This is a genomic window from Ruegeria sp. AB9, assembly GCF_056542585.1.
The window spans coordinates 574,518-592,428 of the sequence record NZ_JBQGAA010000002.1; the positions used below are offsets into that span (position 1 = coordinate 574,518).

Below are 17,911 nucleotides of genomic sequence, written 5' to 3' on the forward strand. Positions count from 1 at the left end.
GCTTACGATTCGGCCTGAACGGCCTTTTGAACATCTTCCGGTGTACCCACAGCCTTGCCTGCAATGGCGCGGTCAATCTTGCGGATCATGCCAGATAACGCTTTGCCAGCACCGATTTCCCATGTCTCAGTCACACCTTGCGCCGCCATGAACTGCACGCTTTCACGCCAGCGAACCGAGCCCGTCACCTGTTCGACCAGCAACTGGCGGATCAGATCCGGATCACTGACTGCTTCGGCACGAACATTGGCTACCAAAGGCACGGAGGGTGCCTTGATTTCGACGGCCGCAAGCGCTTCTGCCATAACATCTGCAGCAGGTTGCATCAGCGCACAGTGAAATGGAGCACTTACTGGCAACATAACCGCGCGTTTTGCACCTTTTTCTTTGGCAATCTCGGCAGCGCGCTCTACCGCTGCCTTGGAACCGGACACAACGACTTGGGTTGGATCATTGTCATTAGCGGCCTGACATACTTCACCCTGTGCGGCCTCTTCTGCCACGGCGCGCACTGCCTCCAGATCCAGGCCCAGAACGGCGGCCATAGCCCCCTCGCCCACCGGTACGGCGCTTTGCATCGCCTGACCACGGGTGCGCAGCAGACGCGCGGTGTCTGCAACCGACAAAGCCCCAGCAGCGGCCAGCGCCGAATACTCTCCCAATGAATGCCCTGCTACAAAAGCGGCCTTGCCCAGCGAAACGCCTTCGGCCTCCAAAGCGCGCATGGCTGCCATCGACGTCGCCATCAACGCGGGTTGGGCATTCTGGGTCAGCGTCAAGTCAGCAATATCGCCGTCCCAGATCAGGCTGCTAAGCTTTTCTCCCAGCGCCTCGTCCACCTCATCGAATACGGCCTGAGCGGCCGGATAGGCTTCAGCCAGAGCTTTTCCCATACCGATAGTCTGGGCGCCCTGCCCCGGAAAAACGAACGCGAGTGTCATTGCAACCTCATGGATGATGTTAGGTTGCGGCGGGGTGTAAACTGACTGACCGTCTGGCACAAGCACTGCCTGCGTTCTGCATTCTGGCACCGTTGATGTGCACCCGCGCTTACTTGTGTCGCTCTCCTATAACCTTAACTTGGGCGCGACACAGAATCCCGGAGCGTTGCACCCATGGCCTCGACCAATTCCTTTTCCAGCTACGGCAGCGTCGCAAAGACGTTTCATTGGCTCACAGCGTTATTGATATTCACAGCCCTGCCGCTCGGCTGGATTGCGGACAACTTGGCCCATGCGGTTCTTGACGCCACAACAGCGCCAACCGAGGCCGAGATTGCGCGTGCAGCACAAGTTTTCTCGCTCCACAAAACTCTGGGCGTAACCGTGTTCTTCGTGGCATTGGCACGCATTCTGTGGGCCTTCACGCAAACCAAGCCCGGCCTATTGAATGCCGATAACAAGCCCGAAGCCTTCGCCGCAGAAACGGTCCACTGGCTCCTCTATGGGTCACTGGTGCTTGTGCCGCTGACCGGATGGGTTCACCACGCTGCAACCGAAGGTTTCGCCCCAATCCTTTGGCCCTTCGGTCAAAATCTGCCTTTTGTACCAAAATCCACCGTTGTGGCTGAGGTAACAGGCGTGCTGCATTGGCTGTTCATGTGGACGCTCGTCGGGGCGCTGGTCCTGCATATTGCAGGGGCATTGAAACATCACGTCGTCGACAAGGACAGCACATTGCGCCGGATGTTACCAGGTCAGTCGGACGCGCCGGAGCCTCCACATCAGCATCATTCACTGGTCCCGGCCGTAGCCGCGCTGGCAGTATGGGCCGTCGTCCTCACCGGCGGCTGGGTCTCGGGCGAGTTCGCGCATGAAGCCGATGACAATGATACTGACGTGCAACTGGCCGAGGTGCAATCGGACTGGCAGGTCCAGAACGGCACGTTGTCCATAACCATCTCGCAATTGGGTAGCCCCGTCACCGGATCGTTTTCCGACTGGACAGCGGCAATTACATTTGACGAACCTGCTGAACCAGGCCCTGCAGGCTCCGCCGAGGTTACGATAGCAATAGGCTCTCTCAACCTCGGAACTGTGACCGATCAGGCCTTGAGCGCTGATTTCTTCGACAACTCCCAGTTTCCGACGGCCCGGTTCACAGCTGACCTTTTCAAAACCGAAAGCGGATATGAAGCACGCGGACCTTTAACAATCCGAGACAAGACAATCGATATCATCTTGCCCTTCTCACTGGAACTGCAGGGCGACACCGCCGCCATGGCAGGATCAGTCGATCTGAACCGATTGGAGTTTGACGTAGGAACTTCCCAGCCCACCGAAGACTCGCTCGGCTTTGCCGTCGCGGTGACTGTAGAACTTACAGCTTCTCGCGGTTAGTAAAAAAACCGCCGGTAATCCGATTACCGGCGGTCTTCTCTTGTTTGTCGTGCGATTACTCGGCCTTCTGTGCCTCAACTGAGATCCGGATTTGCACTTCGTCGCTGACGAACGGTGCGAACTGGCCCAGTTCGAACTCACTTCGAACCAGAGTTGTGGTCGCATTAAAACCGGCCCAAGGCTTGTTTGCCATCGGGTGATTGTCTACCTTGTTCAGCTTGGCGTCCAGAACAACAGACTTGGTCACGCCATTCATGGTCAGGTCGCCGGTGATGTTTGCTGTGTTTTCACCAGTTACTTCAATACCAGTCGAGGTAAAGGTAATCAGATCGCCCTCAGCCGCACCAAAGAAATCTTCGGTCATGAAGTGATCTTCACGTGGCTTCCAGCCTGTGAACATTTCCAATACCGGCATCGATACGCTTACGCTGGAGGCGGTGGGGTCTTCCTGATCAAACATGATCTCGCCTTCAAAGCCGGAGAACATGCCGGTTGTGGTCGAGAAGCCCAAGTGGTCATAGCTGAAGACAACCTGGCTGTGGCTGGGGTCCAACACGTATTTCTCGGCGCTGGCGAATGCCGTGGTCGCCGATACGGCCAATGCAGCAGCAAGAAGGGTGGATTTCATAACAATCTCCGCGTTTTTGTGAATGCAAACCGTCAGGGTTGCTCACAAACAAAATGTGCCGCCTATTGGCGGCACACAACCTTTTTCGAGTCACAACTTCTGTTCCTTTTTGAACAGAATAGAATTCAGCCGAAAATTGTTACGCTTTTGCTCAGTTGTCCTTTCAACGCTCGGCTAACATCCGCCGATTCAAGAGGCAGCTTCATCAACAGGCTGCCATCCACGTCAAACAGGTGAACTTCATCCTCTTCAAAACGCGCGCCACCCAGCGAGTCATAGCTGCGGCGCAACACAGTCTGCGGGCGCCCGTCTTCGTTCTTCTGCAGGACACGAACTTCGCGACGGATGGGGTCGAAATAGGCATCCGGGCGCTGATCAAGAACTTCAATCGTCAGCAAACTGACACCGACGATCAGAAACAGCATGGACGCAACCATCTTGATCGGCCAGACATCTGCGCCAACGATCGAACCCGGCATGAGCCACATGGAAAACGCCGAAAAGATCAGGAACGCCCCTATCATCCGCGCCAGGATCAAACGAGCCTTCCAGTTCGGCGCGAAGGCGATCATTACCGGCACCGAATGCTCAAAGCGCGAGCTTGCCGCCTCTTCCCGGTACGTGTTTGTGTTTGTCGCGGTCATAACATTTCACCCTTTATAAGGTTACTGTCGAATTTCGGTTTGTTCCGGGTAACGTCCGGTATGCAAAACAACTTTGAGCGGAAAAGCGTCAGCAATTGGGCGGCCCAAAGGAAATTGGGCGGCGTCTCAAAGGCATATGTGGCAGGGCTTGCTACTGCGGTTCAAACGTGTATACGGGGCCATCCTTCGCAATCAGATGAATCGCGCAGCCTCTCGTGGCAGGGTCGCGAAGGACTGGATGGCCCCGCCTATGAAATGCGCCTTGATATAAACAGGAGTGCACATGCCACTGTATGAGCATGTAATGATCGCGCGTCAGGATCTGTCCAACGCGCAGGCGGAAAGCCTCGTCGAACATTTCGGCACCGTTCTGGCTGATAACGGCGGCAAGCTGGTTGACAGCGAGTACTGGGGCGTCAAGACGATGGCCTACAAGATCAACAAAAACCGCAAGGGCCACTATGCCTTCCTGAAAACCGATGCCCCCTCGGGTGCGGTTCAGGAAATGGAACGCCTGATGCGCCTGCATGACGACGTCATGCGCGTTCTGACCATCAAGGTCGACGGCCACGAAGATGGCCCGTCGGTTCAGATGCAGAAGCGTGACGAACGTGGCGACCGCCGCGAGCGTCGTTGATCAACGCCTGAGAAAAGGACACTAAACCATGGCCGCAAAACCATTTTTCCGCCGCCGCAAGGTCTGCCCGTTCTCGGGTGAGAACGCGCCAAAGATCGACTACAAAGACACTCGTCTGCTGCAGCGCTACATCTCTGAGCGTGGCAAGATCGTTCCTTCGCGCATCACCGCCGTTTCGGCAAAAAAGCAGCGTGAACTGGCCCGTGCTATCAAGCGCGCGCGCTTCCTCGCCCTGCTGCCCTACGCCGTGAAGTAAGGAGAGACTGACATGCAAGTTATCCTACTGGAACGCGTTGCGAAATTGGGTCAGATGGGCGACGTCGTTGACGTCAAGCCCGGCTACGCCCGCAACTTCCTGCTGCCCCAGGGCAAAGCGCTGAGCGCGTCCGAGTCGAACATCGCCTCGTTCGAAGCCCAGAAAGCGCAGCTGGAAGCACGCAACCTGGAAACCAAGAAAGAAGCTGAAGCTCTGGCCGAAAAGCTGGACGGACAGCAGTTCATCGTGATTCGCTCGGCATCGGATGCTGGTGCTCTGTACGGCTCGGTCACTCCGCGCGACGCTGCAGACGCTGCAACCGAAGCAGGTTTCACCGTCGACAAAAAGCAGGTTATCCTGATCGCTCCGATCAAGGAACTGGGTCTGCACTCGGTCGCAGTCAAACTGCACCCCGAAGTTGAAGTCGAGATCAAGATGAACGTGGCACGTTCGGAAGAAGAAGCCGAACTGCAAGCCTCGGGCAAATCGATCCAGGAACTGGCCGCCGAAGAAGAAGCAGCCGCGGAATTCGAGATCGCTGAACTGTTCGACGACATCGGCTCTGCCGCGACGGAAGACGAAGATCTGGCTTCGGAAGCAGCGCCTGCTGAAGAAGACGAAGCCAAAGCCTGATCCGGCTGCGCTTTGAACGTTACAAAGGCCGTGCTTAAGCGCGGCCTTTTTCATTTGGTTTTAGTATTTCCGAACCAAACCAGCAAATTTTAGCCCAATTCCATCCGTAATCTTGCGGCCAAACACTCAGGCCATATCATGACCACTCGAAGTTCGGAGAGATAACATGCCCCTGTTCACCCGCCGCAATGTCTTGGCACTCATAATGACAGCTCCGTTGGTTGCTTGCGGTGCAGGAGAAGTCTCCAAGGCCGAAACATCACAGTTCAACCCTCCTCTCTACCCTAACGAAACGCCGGAACTACGCGCGTCGATCAACAAGTGGGCGGACCACTACGAGCTCCCGCGAGAGCTTGTTCACAAGCTGGCTATTCGCGAAAGCACACATCGCCCTTGGGCCGTTAACCGTCCCTATTACGGCCTGCTGCAGATTCTTCCCGCCACTGCGCGCTCGATGGGATACACAGGAAACGCCAAGGGTCTGTTGGATGCGGACACTAACCTTGAGTTTGCCGGAAAATACTTGCGCGGCGCCTGGCTTCTGTCTGATGGCGACCAGAACAGGGCAATTTTTCTTTACGCCAAAGGTTTTTACCCCGAGGCCAAAGCGCGTGGAATGCTGGTGGAAACAGGGCTGAAACCCGCCAATTGACGGCGTTTGGCGTCAAAATACGGCTGATAATTAGCACTTTTAGCTGAATAGTGACAAAAATGTTCTATTGAATGTCTCAATATTCCGAATTGCACAGACAATTAGTACCTCGCCTTGTCATGTTTAGGAAAGTGTGGTGTTCTGGCTCGGTGAGGTAAACGGGTTCCACTCTGTGTTATATGCATGCTCGACGACACCATCGAGCTGTAAGATGGGCCGCAGCTGGTAGGCGCCACATGGAAATTGTCGATCTGAGCACTCTGCCGGATACAGAAGTTCGGTATACCGAATTTCTAAGGCAAATCTGTGAGAAGCATGAGATGGATCATGCCGCTTATGCTGGCATGAACCCGGCTGCTGGCACGGTAGCCGGATTTGTAACCTATGATGACGCCTGGACCGAACATTACCAACGCCAGGGTTTGATCATGATTGATCCAACTATCCACATGGCCCGACGTAGCATTGCGCCGGTCGATTGGAGTCGGCTTGAGCGCAGCCCCGACTTTCAGCGTGTATTCCGTGACGCCCATGATTTTGGCCTGCCCAATCAAGGCGTTACAATCCCTGTACGTGGCCCGTACGGGGACATCGGCCTGCTGAGCGCAACCCGTAATTGCAGCAAGGATCAGTGGCGCAAGCTGTATACCCATGTGATCAGCGATCTGCAGTCTATGGCCGTACATATCCACGACAACGTCGTTTCGTCAGACGAATTGACCAGTGCGTTGTATCATCCGACGCTTTCAAGGCGTGAGACGGAGATTTTGCAATGGGTAGCGGCAGGGAAATCGCAACAGGATATCGGCGATATTTTGTCAATTTCGCACCGAACCGTAGAAGTACACTTGCGTTCCAGCAGGGAAAAGCTTAGTGCGCTGACGACCCCTCAAGCCGTGGGTCGGGCGATAGCAATTGGGCTTATTACCCCAAGTTAAACAAGAAAAACGCCAAATTTCGCCAAAATACGGGAAACCCCCAATAGAAAAATCCCCCGAGACCGGTAACGTCTAGATTACCGAACAACCACTCGAAGGGGGAAGAAATGATCATCGTGGTAGATGGCCTGAACAGACATATGTTCAGAGAAGTTCTTGACGAAATGTTCGAGTTGAGAGCACGTGTTTTTGGCGAACGTCTTGGATGGGACGTCAATATTCAAGACGGGAAAGAAATCGATGAGTTCGATCACCTGGATCCAGCATATGTAATCGGACTCGACGATGAGGGGAATGTCGTCGCAGCCGTGCGTGCCCTCCAGACCACCGGACCTCACATGTTGTCGGATGTCTTCTCGGCAATTCTTTGCGGCCAAGCACCACTTCGCAGCGCAACAATGTGGGAATCGACACGCTTCTGCGTAGATACCCAACGCCTCACTCGCGGTAAGGAAAAGAACTCGGTCTCCTACGCAACTTGCGAATTGATGATCGGCTCTTTGGAATATGCAAAGAATGCAGGTATTCAGGACATCATCACCGTTATCGATCCTGTTATGGACCGTGTCCTGAAGCGATCGAATTGCGCCCCTTACGACTATGTCGGCGAAACCGTTCCCATGGGCAAGGTCCATGCGTTGGCCGCTTTGCTGGATTGCACCGAGGAACGTATCTCTGGGCTGCGTGAGTTCTCAGGCATCCACGACGATGTATTCCTGGATGACGAAGTCGCGTTGGCGATGTTTGCCGCCAAAAAGGCAGCAACCCAGAACCCGGCGAACCAGGACCACAAACCACTTACCGACCTTGAGAAGTACTTTGTGGAACAGATGAGCGCCGCGAAGACCGAAGCTGAACGGCAGGACGTCCTCAAGCTGATCGAAGCGCTCTCGAACACGTTCACGCCAGAGCAAAAGACCGCTCTGTTAGAAACCCCCCGTGCTTTTGCTCATGAGGCCTGACCCCCTCACCTCATAGGTACAAAAGCCACCCATGCGGAGCCGTCTGATTGCAGGCGGCTCCGTTTTTTTGTCCCTTCTCATTATGAAGGGAAGGAAGAGGATTATTCCTCTTCCAGTGCCTCAACGGCTTTCTGCAGATCGTCCTTACTGACTTCCTTGTCAGCGACCTGAGCCAACTCAAACACGTAATCGACAACCTTGTCTTCAAAGATCGGCGCACGCAGCTGTTGTTGCATCTGCGCGTTCTGTTGAACGAACTCAAAGAACTGACGTTCCTGACCCGGGTACTGACGCGCCTGGTTCATGATTGCCTGTGTCATCTCAGCGTCGGTGACTTCAACTTCAGCCTTCTGGCCCAGTTCAGCCAACAGCAGACCCAGGCGCACGCGGCGCTCAGCCAGCTTGTTGTGCTCGTCAGTGGGCTCGATCGGATCGTGGTCGTGGCCTTCAACCTCAGGGTTTTCTTCGTGCCACAGCTGATGTGCAATCTGCTTGGCTTCGGCTTCAACCAGCGACGGTGGCAGATCGAATGCGACCTTCTCGTCCAGCACGTCCAGCAGGGCGCGCTTCATGACGGCGCGAGACGCACCAGCATATTCCGCTTCCAGACGCTCCGAGATTTGACCTTTCAGGGCTTCCAGATCTTCTGCACCGAACTTTTTGGCGAGTTCGTCGTTCACTTCCGCTGCAACCGGTTCTTTAACTTCCTTGATGGTGCAGGTGAAAACAGCGTCTTTGCCAGCCAGATGCTCGGCGCCATATTCCTCAGGGAATGTGACGTTGACGTCTTTTTCTTCCTCGGCCTTCACACCAACCAGCTGCTCTTCAAATCCGGGGATGAAGCTGTTCGACCCCAGAACCAGAGGATAGTCTTCGGCCGAGCCGCCGTCGAATTCTTCGCCGTCAACTTTGCCGACGAAATCAAACACGATCTGGTCGCCATCCTTGGCTTTGGAACCTTTGCGGCGGGCTTTGAAATCCTGCGCGGTTTCAGCCAGGTTGTTCAGCGCTTCTTCAACAGCTGCGTCATCAGCCTTGACGATCAGCTTTTCCAATTCGACCGATTTCAGGTCAACTTCCGGAATCGCAGGCAACGCCTCGTAGGACATCGCGACTTCTACATCGTCACCTTCTTTCCAGTCCTCGTTGGTCATCTTGACCTCGGGCTGCAGCGCAGGGCGGTCACCACTGTCTTCGAAGTGCTTGTTCATAGCACCGTCGATGGTTTCCTGCATGGCTTCGCCCAAAAGACGCTGACCGAACTGCTTTTTCAGCAGCGCCATAGGCACTTTGCCTTTGCGGAAACCTTTCATTTCGACTTCCGGCTGTGCTTCGGTCAGCTTTTCATTGACCTTCTCGTCCAGCTCGGCTGCGGTCACAACGATGTTGTAGCCGCGTTTCAGACCTTCGTTCAGCGTCTCGGTAACCTGCATTATGGTAGTCCCCATAGGATTCGGGGCGCGCAAAAAGGGCGCGCCGGGCAAATTTGACGCCTTCTATTTGCCCTGCCGCCTACGTGCAAGGGGCAAAGGCTGAATCCAACAGTATTTGATCGCCAATCCGCCAAAAAAGAACGCCCCGGAAACCGGGGCGTTCACACTTGATCCAGTCAGAGTAATCAGAACCTCCAGCGTGCGCCCAGAACCCATGCTTCGTTGTTGTCAAAGGATGATCCGTCGTCGAAATCGTGGTTGCGATACTTCAGGTAAACATCCGTATTGATCGCCTCGACTTTCTGCACGACAGCGATGCCCCAGGCTTTGGTGTCCGAGCCGTCGCTCTCGAAATCGGAGCCATCGTAATAGTCAATACCGACACCCGTCTTGCCCCAGGAGACCCAGTCGCCCTCGTACGAGATCTTGCCATACCAATAATTCGGATCCGTCGAACCGGCCTGATCATCATCACGTGTACCGCCCGCGATCGTAAAACCCAGCCCGCTTGGAAGCAGCACGGAAGCAGAACCGATCGTGTCTTTGCGGTCCCCCGAATTGTCATCCCGGTCTCGTACCGAATAGGCAACGCCTGCCGCGAATTCCACACCACCGGCAAAGGTGTTTTCATAGAACACGCCGAGGTCATAATAATCGTCATCGTCGCTGCTGGACAAAATGTTCTGACCATAAGCGAATCCAGCCGAAAACCCGTTGACCGTTGGCGTATCATACCGCACACGACCACGCCGCGAGCCGTCAAAGTTGCTGGAACTGTCGTTAACCGTAATACCGCTCAGCAAACCGTTCGCGTCACGATAGAAGAAGCCTGCATTTTCATCGTTGGTAAACGAGTAAAGAGCGGTTCCGACATATGACAGATCAACCTCGGCCGCACCATCAGCGACCATGCTGCCCTGACCTGCCGAAAACTTACCGTAGCCACCTTTTAGCGAGAAATCCACATGCCGAATGTCTTCGCGATTCCAACCATCTGCATTGGTTCCGAATTGATCGGCAGACGCCGAACCCGGCAGACCAAGGCCTGTTTCCAACCAAAATTGGAACTCATTGCTTCCATATGGCTGCACCAGACGCAGGCCAACACGGCTGTTTGAAAGATCGTTGTCGAGGACACGAGTCTCGGTATCCTGTCCGTCATCAACTGAAATCAGGGCCGGATGCAGCTGCCCGTACAGCAGCACATAGCCACCGGTGTTGTTTTCATATTTCAGCTCTGCAACTGCCGGAATTGCGGTCGTCGCAGTCAGAACAGCGGCTACTGATATGGTTTTAATATTTGAGGTCATTTCACTCACCATGAAAGGTTCGGGGTTCAGGTACTGTCCAATTGTTTACTGAACGCGAGCGTTCCAGTGGCACGCATTCAGTCCCGCGCAAACATTGCAAATTCGCAACAGAGTTATCCGAAGACATAACAATTTAATTTTATATATCATATGGTTATAAATCTCATCACAAACCTGCCGCAAGGCGCGCAAAAGAATAGTGGCCTCCGGCTATGCGCCTGGCAAATACTCGGTCTGCATTGATGCGGGTCTTGACGGCGGATTTCCGCCGACTCGCTGCGAATTGAGCCGTTCCACGCCCAATAAACTCAAATATTCAACTTTTTCAAAACATCTGGCAGCTGTTCCGGCAGATCTTCAGCGATCAAACCCGGCCCGAATTGGCGCGCGCAGTCCACATGCAACCACGCCGCGGTTTCCGCCGCCTGCATCGGCGCCAAGTCTCGCGCCAGCAATCCCGCGATGAATCCCGCCAGCACGTCGCCAGCCCCGGCCGTCGCCAACCAAGGGGCCGCCCTCTTGTATGCGGCCGAGTTAACTGCGCATTGCCCACCCGGCCCTGCAATCACCGTGTCCGGCCCCTTGAACAGAACCACGCACCCTGCCCGTTTTGCAGCGTCCCGCGTTGCATCAACCTTCGAATACGCCGGACCTTTGGTTGGTTTCGCGTTCATTACCTCGGCGATATCCGGGAACAACCGTGCAAATTCACCGCCATGCGGGGTGAGCACACAATGGCCGTGCAGTTGCGCAAACAGGGTGTCAGGATTCTCGGCAAAAGCTGACAATGCGTCCGCATCCAACACGGTCGCCCGCCCCGCCGCCAAAGCCACCGGCACCAGTGCCCGCGCCCGCTCCACCCCAAGCGCCGGCCCCAGACAGAGGGCATTCAGGCGCTTGTCTTCCAGAGCTGCAGTCAACTCTTCCGCCCCGTCGATCCGCTTCAACATGAGGGCCGTGATCTGACTGGCCACTTCCATCTGCGCAGACGGCGGCACTCCCAAGGTCACCAGACCGGCCCCAATCCGCAAAGCCCCCCGGGCCGCCAAACGCGCGGCGCCTGTTTTGCCTGCCCCCCCGGTAAGGATCAGGGCGTGGCCATGTGCATACTTATGGCCTTCTGAAACTTTCCGAAGCATCCCCGTGGCGATATCGGTCGTGTGAACGATCTGGCAGTCTTTCGCTGCCTCAAGTCCAATTGATTTGGTCTGCACCTTCCCGCAAGTGATCGGACCATCAGCTAAGACATGCCCGACTTTTTTACTGTGAAACGTCACCGTCATGTCTGCAGCGATTGCATTGCCCAGCACACGTCCGCTGTCGGCGCACAGGCCGCTTGGTGTGTCAATTGCAACGACCTTTACGTCGCGATCTCTCAGCAAGGTTCTGGCCGGTGCGTTGGCCAATACAGCAAACACACCTGCAAATGGCCGGGTAAGACCAGTGCCAAACACCCCGTCGACAACCAAATCAATTTCATTTGGAACCCGAAGACAATCATTCTCTAACGGGCTAGCGTCGACCGCGAACACGCGAACTTCGTTCTCTGCTCCCCATTTCTCATAATTCACTCGCGCATCCGGCGGCAGTTTTTCGGGGTCCCCATAAAGAGACACTTCAACTTCCCACCCCAGCTCCCGCAAAAGCCGCGCTACGACAAACCCATCGCCACCATTGTTGCCGGGTCCACACAGAACCACAGCGCGCAGTCGATCCCCTTCATCTGGTCCTACATGCCCTGCGGAACACGAGGGGCTGCCCTCTCGTCTGTCCAACACCGGCCACTCTTCCAATATCGCGTCAACAACACCCTGCCCGGCTCTTTCCATCAGCTCCAGACCGGTAACTTCACCAGACTTGATGGCCGCCTGTTCAATGGCCCGCATCTGCGCCGCTGTCAGCAATTCCATCCTCTCACTCCTCGCCCGATTCAGTTTTGATTACTTTTTGTGCAGATCGCTCAAAAATTAGCGCACAGCCGTTTTTCAAGACGTCCCGACCCGCCGGATATCGCAATCAGATTGCCGCCCGATCTTAGACGTGATCACTGCCCTTGAGACAACCATTCAAGGTGAGCCGGGATGAAAAAGATCGAAGCGATCATCAAGCCGTTCAAACTGGACGAAGTGAAAGAGGCACTGCAGGACGTCGGCGTCCAGGGCCTCAGCGTCATCGAGGTCAAGGGCTTCGGTCGTCAGAAAGGCCATACCGAGCTGTATCGCGGTGCCGAATATGTCGTCGATTTTCTGCCCAAGGTTAAGGTCGAGGTCGTTCTGGACGACGATCAGGTCGATGCCGCCATCGAGGCCATCGTCTCGGCCGCCAAAACCGACAAGATCGGTGACGGTAAGATCTTCGTTTCGCCCGTCGACCAAGCCATTCGTATCCGTACCGGTGAAACCGGATCGGATGCACTCTAACTCACTCGATTACTGACACACCTATCAGAAGGACCAAGGGAATGAGCGTAGACGCAGTTCTCAATACAATCCGCGAAGAAGACGTCGCTTATGTCGACATCCGTTTCACTGACGTGCGCGGCAAACTGCAGCACGTGACAGTGGATGTCGATCTGGTTGACGAAGACTTCCTGGAAGAAGGCTTCATGTTTGACGGCTCGTCCATCGCGGGCTGGAAGTCGATCGAAAACTCGGACATGAAACTGATCGCCGACACGACCTCGGCCTATATTGATCCGTTCTATGCCGAAAAGACACTGTGCCTGCATTGCTCGATCGTTGAACCCGATACCGGCGAAGCCTACAGCCGCGATCCACGCGGAACCGCGCAGAAAGCGGAAGCATACCTGAAATCCAGCGGTATCGGCGATGTGGCTTATATGGGCCCCGAGGCTGAATTTTTCCTGTTTGATGATGTCCGTTTCTCGAACACAATCAATAAAGTATCGTTCGAAGTTGATGCAACTGACGCATCCTGGAACACCGACACCGAATACGAGATGGGCAACATGGGCCATCGCCCAGGCATCAAGGGTGGTTACTTCCCCGTGAACCCGATCGACGAAGCACAGGATCTGCGCTCGGAAATGCTGTCGACCATGAAGCGTCTGGGCATGAAAGTCGACAAGCACCACCACGAGGTCGCCTCGTGCCAGCACGAGCTGGGTCTGATTTTCGACAGCCTGACCAAGCAGGCCGACGAACTGCAGAAATACAAGTACATCATCCACAACGTCGCGCACGCCTACGGTAAATCGGCCACATTCATGCCCAAGCCGATCTATGGTGATAACGGCACCGGAATGCATGTGAACATGTCGATCTGGAAAGACGGCAAGCCTCTGTTCGCCGGCGACAAATACGCTGACCTGTCGGACGAAGCGCTGTATTTCATCGGTGGTATCCTGAAGCACGCGAAGACCCTGAACGCCTTTACCAACCCGGCGACAAACAGCTACAAGCGTCTGATCCCCGGTTTTGAAGCCCCCGTTCTGCGCGCCTACTCGGCCCGTAACCGTTCGGGTTGTGTCCGTATTCCGTGGACCGAAAGCCCGAAAGCCAAGCGCGTCGAGGCCCGCTTCCCCGATCCGGCCGCAAACCCCTATCTGGCATTTGCCGCCCTGCTGATGGCCGGTCTGGACGGCATCAAGAACAAGATCGATCCGGGCGAAGCCATGGACAAGAACCTGTACGACCTGCCCGCCGAGGAACTGGCCGATATCCCGACCGTTTGCGGCAGCTTGCGTGAAGCTCTGGAAGCTCTGGCATCGGATCACGACTTCCTGCTGCAGGGCGACGTGTTCACCAAAGACCAGATCGACGGCTACATCGCACTGAAAATGGAAGAGGTCGAAACCTACGAGCACACGCCGCACCCGGTGGAGTACGGCATGTACTACAGCTGCTGAGCTGCATACAGAAACGATTTGCAAGGGCGTCCATTCGGGCGCCCTTATCATTTCTGCCCACAAGATTTGACGCGCCGCCATTGATCCAACAGACTTGTGGTGACACTCCCGGTTGGAGAAAACCGCATGCCTGACAGCACTTCACCTTTTTCAAAATACTCAAATTTCGTTACGTCCGAACAGGAACTGAGACAGATTTCCGGCCACCCGCTGCCCCAGATCATTGCCAAGGAAATGACCTCACTCGATCAGATGTGCCGCGACTTCATCGCGACCTCGCCGTTTTGCCTGATCGCCTCGGCCAACCCGGACGGATACCTGGATATTTCACCCCGCGGCGACCCGCCCGGTTTTGTTCAGGTGCTTTCCGATACCCTGATTACGATCCCGGATCGGCCGGGCAACAAACGTGTGGACACGTTCCACAACGTTCTGAAGGACCCGCGCGTCAGTGTAATTTTCTTTGTACCCGGCAAGATGGAAACGCTCCGCATTCGCGGCGCAGCCCGCATCTGTGCCGACCCCCAATTGTTGGAAAGCATGGCCATAGACGGGCGCGCGCCTAAACTGGCGCTGTTGATCCATGTCGAGACCGCTTTTGCACACTGTCCGAAATGTGTGATCCGCTCACACCTTTGGAGACCAGAAGAGTGGCCGGATTCGACCAATCTGCCAAACATGAACGCGATGATGGTAAAGCACGCGCGCATCAAGGCCACTCCCGAAGAATGGTTCGAAACACTCAAGGAAAAGGGTGAGTTGGACCTTTACTAACCGCTTTGCCGGAACCGAAGCCCGCGCTAGGCTATGACCAGATTTCAACTTTATTGGATTGCGCCCATGTTTCGCTTTGCCGCTATACTTGCCCTTTCCCTGACTTCCCCTGTTCTGGCAGCACCCTGCGGGAACACCAGCGCAGGGTTTGAAGCGTGGAAAGCGGATTTTGCCAAACAGGCACGCAAGGCCGGGGTCAAAAAGAAAGGGCTGCAAGCGCTGTCCCAGACACAGTATGCAACGCGCACCATTTCCGCGGACCGCAATCAGAAGAGCTTTAAGTACTCGCTGGATAAATTCATGCGGGTTCGAGGGGCCGATACAATCGTCGCACAAGGACGCAAACGCAAAGCCGCCAACCCGAACTATTATGCAGCCTTCGAACGGCAATACGGTGTACCCGCAGGAGTTCTGATTGCCATTCACGGCATGGAAACCGGCTTTGGCAATTTCATGGGTGACAGTCAGGTTGTTTCCGCAATCACAACACTGGCCTATGATTGTCGCCGGTCCGAGTTCTTTATTCCGCACGCAATTGGGGCACTGAAACTGGTCGACATGGGCAGCATTACAATGGCGACAAAAGGGGCAAAACATGGCGAACTGGGCCACACGCAATTCCTGCCGGGCAACGCCCTGACCTATGGTGTCGATGCTACGGGCGACCGGCGCGTGGACTTCTACAACATGACGGATGCATTGGCCTCAACCGCCAATTTTCTTCGCAAGAAGGGGTGGAAGCCGGGGCGCGGTTATCAACCCGGAGAACCAAATTTTCGCGTCTTGCAGCAGTGGAATGCAGCCGCGGTCTATCAGCAATCCATCGCAATAATGGCCGCCCGAATCGACCAATAGCCGCGCCGTACCGGCAACACGTCTCGCGCCTGATTTCGCCACATTTCCGCCACAGTGACAAACAAAAGCCTTTAGTTGCTTGGTTTCCAAAGTGTAACCAATCACAGGAAATTTTCACTTTTTTGCATTTTTCGCCAAATTCTCCCCAAGAAGGGGTGTTAGTGTTTACCGAACAGAACGCAGAAAAGGACGGGGCAGTGGCTCGGAAGCACAGCTACCATGGCGGCCTGCAATTTGACGGCGACGCAACTGGCGCGATAGAGCGCTTTGGATCTATCGTTGCCGCAACGCTGGAAGACTACGGTCATCTGGTCGAGCGCAAGGCCCTGCTCAGCGACACTGAGGCCAGCATCGTCTCAAGCCAGTATCTGGTTCGGATGACACTGGATACAGGCACCTCCGAGCAGGAGGACCGATACGAGCGCATGGATCGCGCCGCGGGGCTAAAAACCATAACCAAACCCCGTGCGTCGCATCCGCAAAACAGGCTGGTACTGACGATCACGCCAGTCTCACCTCTTTTGGATGACGCCGAGATTTCCGAATTGATGCTGGTGGTTATCCTGTATCGCATGGTCGATATTTGTTCGACCCGGCGGGTTGAATGGTTGTCGCCGCACACGGTTCTCACCGTCGAGCATTTCATGAGCGCATTTGACACTCTGACGCCAAGCAGGGCCACGCGGGACAGAAAGCAGATCTTTCAGTCACTAACGGGGCAGTTCGCTGGGGTTAAACTGACTGAACAGGATGACACGATCAGTGCTCTTCATGCGCCTGCCGCACGTCCGATTCAACTGACCGATGAACAATTGCTCAGCATCGCTTTCCGAAGCGAAGAAACAGACCTGCCTGGCCAGAAGGAACCAGATTCCCCCACCACGGATGATGAGGACAAGCCAAGCGACATCCTGCGCCTCAGCAGTTGGTGCATGACGGGTGTATTGGCCAGTGTTTCCGCACCAATTGCTCTGTCAATGGCCGCGGTCAACCTGATTCGAGGCGAAGATTTCCGCCTCAACACACAAGTGCTTGTGTTCACCTTCGCCATTTTCGCATTGAACGCCAGCAACGCATTTGCCGATGTTGCTGACGTTTTGGGCATGTAACCAAATTACCGAAGACCCTCCTAGGAGGCCCCGCCGTCAGGCGGGGTTTTCCATTTCTGGAACAGAGTTTGCGGCCAGAACGTAAGTGTGAATTGAAAACACCACGGCGTTTGTCTTCGGCAGGCGCAACAATGTCTGCCGCTCGCTTCTCAGATATGACAATTCGCGCCGGTCTCTGATCTTGCGCCGGTCGTCGACACTGCGCGGCTGAAACAGTTCCGGGTCTTCGTACCAAAGGGCATTGAAACGCCACAGCGGGCGATTGGGTTGAATTCCGTCAAACAACCTTTGTACGCGCTTGGCAACGTTGTCATCGTAGCTGTCGACCGGCACGTGGATGCCGATCAGGGGTCGCATGAATTTTTCAGACAAGAGCCAACTGGCTGGAAAACACAGGATGGCCCCCGTCAAAACATGCTCGTTTTCGTGTTTCTGCAGGATGCAAAAGTCCTCCTGCACCAGCCTGCATAGCGTATCAAGCGGACGATCCCTGTCGATTTTGATTGATACGCCATCCGGTCGAACGGCCTCCTCCCCGGCTGTGGGATAAACCTGCGTCAGCACCAGATCCAGCAATTCCACGGCAGCGGGTTTGGCCTGAGGATCAAGTGCCAGAACGTCGTCGCGACGCGATGATAACAACTCTTCGCGGCGCTGCATCTGTTCGGCAAAGGCCTCATCCTGATGCAACCAGCTTTCCATCGTTGCAGGTTGAATACCCGGCAAAGCGCGCGGATTACCGACGTCATATGGAATTTTGTTTTGCAGAATACACTTCATACCAGTGGCTTAGCACGTGCCGGACAGCTTGTCGGTCGAAAACGACAACCTCGCCGTCGCATTTTTCTCAGACGACCATATCCGGCACGTGAA

The 17,911-nt window shown here is 55.2% G+C and carries 19 protein-coding genes; 12 read left to right on the plus strand and 7 right to left on the minus strand.

Annotated features, from left to right (window positions below; genetic code table 11):
• Positions 1 to 2: 2 nt before the first annotated feature.
• Positions 3 to 941, minus strand: coding sequence for an ACP S-malonyltransferase (fabD, locus tag ACR0K5_RS08750; protein ID WP_480629302.1), 939 nt, complete (start codon positions 939 to 941; stop codon positions 3 to 5).
• Positions 942 to 1,115: 174 nt separating this feature from the next.
• Between fabD and ACR0K5_RS08755 the strand changes: the two genes are divergently transcribed.
• The gene (locus ACR0K5_RS08755) at positions 1,116 to 2,339 is read left to right on the plus strand and encodes a cytochrome b/b6 domain-containing protein (protein WP_480629303.1); all 1,224 of its coding nucleotides are present in this window, start codon (positions 1,116 to 1,118) and stop codon (positions 2,337 to 2,339) included.
• Positions 2,340 to 2,394: 55 nt separating this feature from the next.
• Here the strand turns inward: ACR0K5_RS08755 and ACR0K5_RS08760 are convergent, their stop codons facing one another.
• Positions 2,395 to 2,967: a YceI family protein gene (locus ACR0K5_RS08760; protein ID WP_480629304.1), complete on the minus strand. Its 573-nt coding sequence runs from the start codon at positions 2,965 to 2,967 to the stop codon at positions 2,395 to 2,397.
• 125 nt (positions 2,968 to 3,092) lie between these two features.
• A complete protein-coding gene (locus ACR0K5_RS08765; RefSeq protein WP_480629305.1) occupies positions 3,093 to 3,611 on the minus strand; it encodes a hypothetical protein in 519 nt (172 codons plus the stop codon).
• A 283-nt stretch (positions 3,612 to 3,894) separates the two neighbouring features.
• On the opposite strand from ACR0K5_RS08765, the gene rpsF reads away from it, so the two are divergent.
• From rpsF to ACR0K5_RS08795, 6 genes are all read left to right on the plus strand, one after another.
• On the plus strand, positions 3,895 to 4,248 hold the full coding sequence (gene rpsF, locus ACR0K5_RS08770; RefSeq protein ID WP_152458335.1) for a 30S ribosomal protein S6: 354 nt from the start codon (positions 3,895 to 3,897) through the stop codon (positions 4,246 to 4,248).
• 28 nt (positions 4,249 to 4,276) lie between these two features.
• Entirely contained in the window at positions 4,277 to 4,504 is a 228-nt protein-coding gene (gene rpsR, locus ACR0K5_RS08775) for a 30S ribosomal protein S18 (protein ID WP_005608650.1), read from the plus strand.
• A gap of 12 nt (positions 4,505 to 4,516) precedes the next feature.
• Positions 4,517 to 5,137, plus strand: coding sequence for a 50S ribosomal protein L9 (gene rplI, locus ACR0K5_RS08780; RefSeq protein WP_480629306.1), 621 nt, complete (start codon positions 4,517 to 4,519; stop codon positions 5,135 to 5,137).
• A gap of 166 nt (positions 5,138 to 5,303) precedes the next feature.
• Positions 5,304 to 5,789 carry a transglycosylase SLT domain-containing protein gene (locus ACR0K5_RS08785; protein WP_480629307.1) on the plus strand — a complete coding sequence of 162 codons (486 nt, stop codon included), beginning with the start codon at positions 5,304 to 5,306 and terminating at the stop codon, positions 5,787 to 5,789.
• 236 nt (positions 5,790 to 6,025) lie between these two features.
• Entirely contained in the window at positions 6,026 to 6,727 is a 702-nt protein-coding gene (locus ACR0K5_RS08790) for an autoinducer binding domain-containing protein (RefSeq protein ID WP_480629308.1), read from the plus strand.
• A gap of 107 nt (positions 6,728 to 6,834) precedes the next feature.
• On the plus strand, positions 6,835 to 7,689 hold the full coding sequence (locus ACR0K5_RS08795) for an acyl-homoserine-lactone synthase (RefSeq protein ID WP_480629309.1): 855 nt from the start codon (positions 6,835 to 6,837) through the stop codon (positions 7,687 to 7,689).
• A gap of 101 nt (positions 7,690 to 7,790) precedes the next feature.
• Here ACR0K5_RS08795 and tig read toward each other — a convergent pair whose 3' ends face one another.
• From tig to ACR0K5_RS08810, 3 genes are all read right to left on the minus strand, one after another.
• Positions 7,791 to 9,122 carry a trigger factor gene (gene tig, locus ACR0K5_RS08800; protein WP_480629374.1) on the minus strand — a complete coding sequence of 444 codons (1,332 nt, stop codon included), beginning with the start codon at positions 9,120 to 9,122 and terminating at the stop codon, positions 7,791 to 7,793.
• 185 nt (positions 9,123 to 9,307) lie between these two features.
• Complete coding sequence (locus tag ACR0K5_RS08805; RefSeq protein ID WP_480629310.1) at positions 9,308 to 10,432, minus strand: porin; 1,125 nt, start codon at positions 10,430 to 10,432, stop codon at positions 9,308 to 9,310.
• Between the two features lie 308 nt (positions 10,433 to 10,740).
• Positions 10,741 to 12,342, minus strand: coding sequence for an NAD(P)H-hydrate dehydratase (locus ACR0K5_RS08810; protein ID WP_480629311.1), 1,602 nt, complete (start codon positions 12,340 to 12,342; stop codon positions 10,741 to 10,743).
• Positions 12,343 to 12,513: 171 nt separating this feature from the next.
• Here ACR0K5_RS08810 and ACR0K5_RS08815 point away from each other — a divergent pair, with 171 nt between their 5' ends.
• The 5 genes from ACR0K5_RS08815 to ACR0K5_RS08835 all read left to right on the plus strand — a co-directional run bounded on the left by ACR0K5_RS08815 (position 12,514) and on the right by ACR0K5_RS08835 (position 17,038).
• The gene (locus ACR0K5_RS08815; RefSeq protein WP_170343910.1) at positions 12,514 to 12,852 is read left to right on the plus strand and encodes a P-II family nitrogen regulator; all 339 of its coding nucleotides are present in this window, start codon (positions 12,514 to 12,516) and stop codon (positions 12,850 to 12,852) included.
• A gap of 41 nt (positions 12,853 to 12,893) precedes the next feature.
• A complete protein-coding gene (gene glnA / locus ACR0K5_RS08820) occupies positions 12,894 to 14,300 on the plus strand; it encodes a type I glutamate--ammonia ligase (protein ID WP_480629312.1) in 1,407 nt (468 codons plus the stop codon).
• Positions 14,301 to 14,426: 126 nt separating this feature from the next.
• Positions 14,427 to 15,074, plus strand: a complete 648-nt coding sequence (locus ACR0K5_RS08825; RefSeq protein WP_480629313.1) for an MSMEG_1061 family FMN-dependent PPOX-type flavoprotein — start codon at positions 14,427 to 14,429, stop codon at positions 15,072 to 15,074.
• Between the two features lie 66 nt (positions 15,075 to 15,140).
• Positions 15,141 to 15,929 (plus strand): lytic murein transglycosylase, encoded by a 789-nt coding sequence (locus ACR0K5_RS08830; RefSeq protein WP_480629375.1) that lies wholly within the window; start codon positions 15,141 to 15,143, stop codon positions 15,927 to 15,929.
• Between the two features lie 161 nt (positions 15,930 to 16,090).
• A complete protein-coding gene (locus ACR0K5_RS08835) occupies positions 16,091 to 17,038 on the plus strand; it encodes a hypothetical protein (RefSeq protein WP_480629314.1) in 948 nt (315 codons plus the stop codon).
• A 36-nt stretch (positions 17,039 to 17,074) separates the two neighbouring features.
• On the opposite strand, the gene ACR0K5_RS08840 is transcribed toward ACR0K5_RS08835, so the two are convergent.
• On the minus strand, positions 17,075 to 17,818 hold the full coding sequence (locus ACR0K5_RS08840) for a heme-dependent oxidative N-demethylase family protein (protein ID WP_480629315.1): 744 nt from the start codon (positions 17,816 to 17,818) through the stop codon (positions 17,075 to 17,077).
• Positions 17,819 to 17,911: the final 93 nt, after the last annotated feature.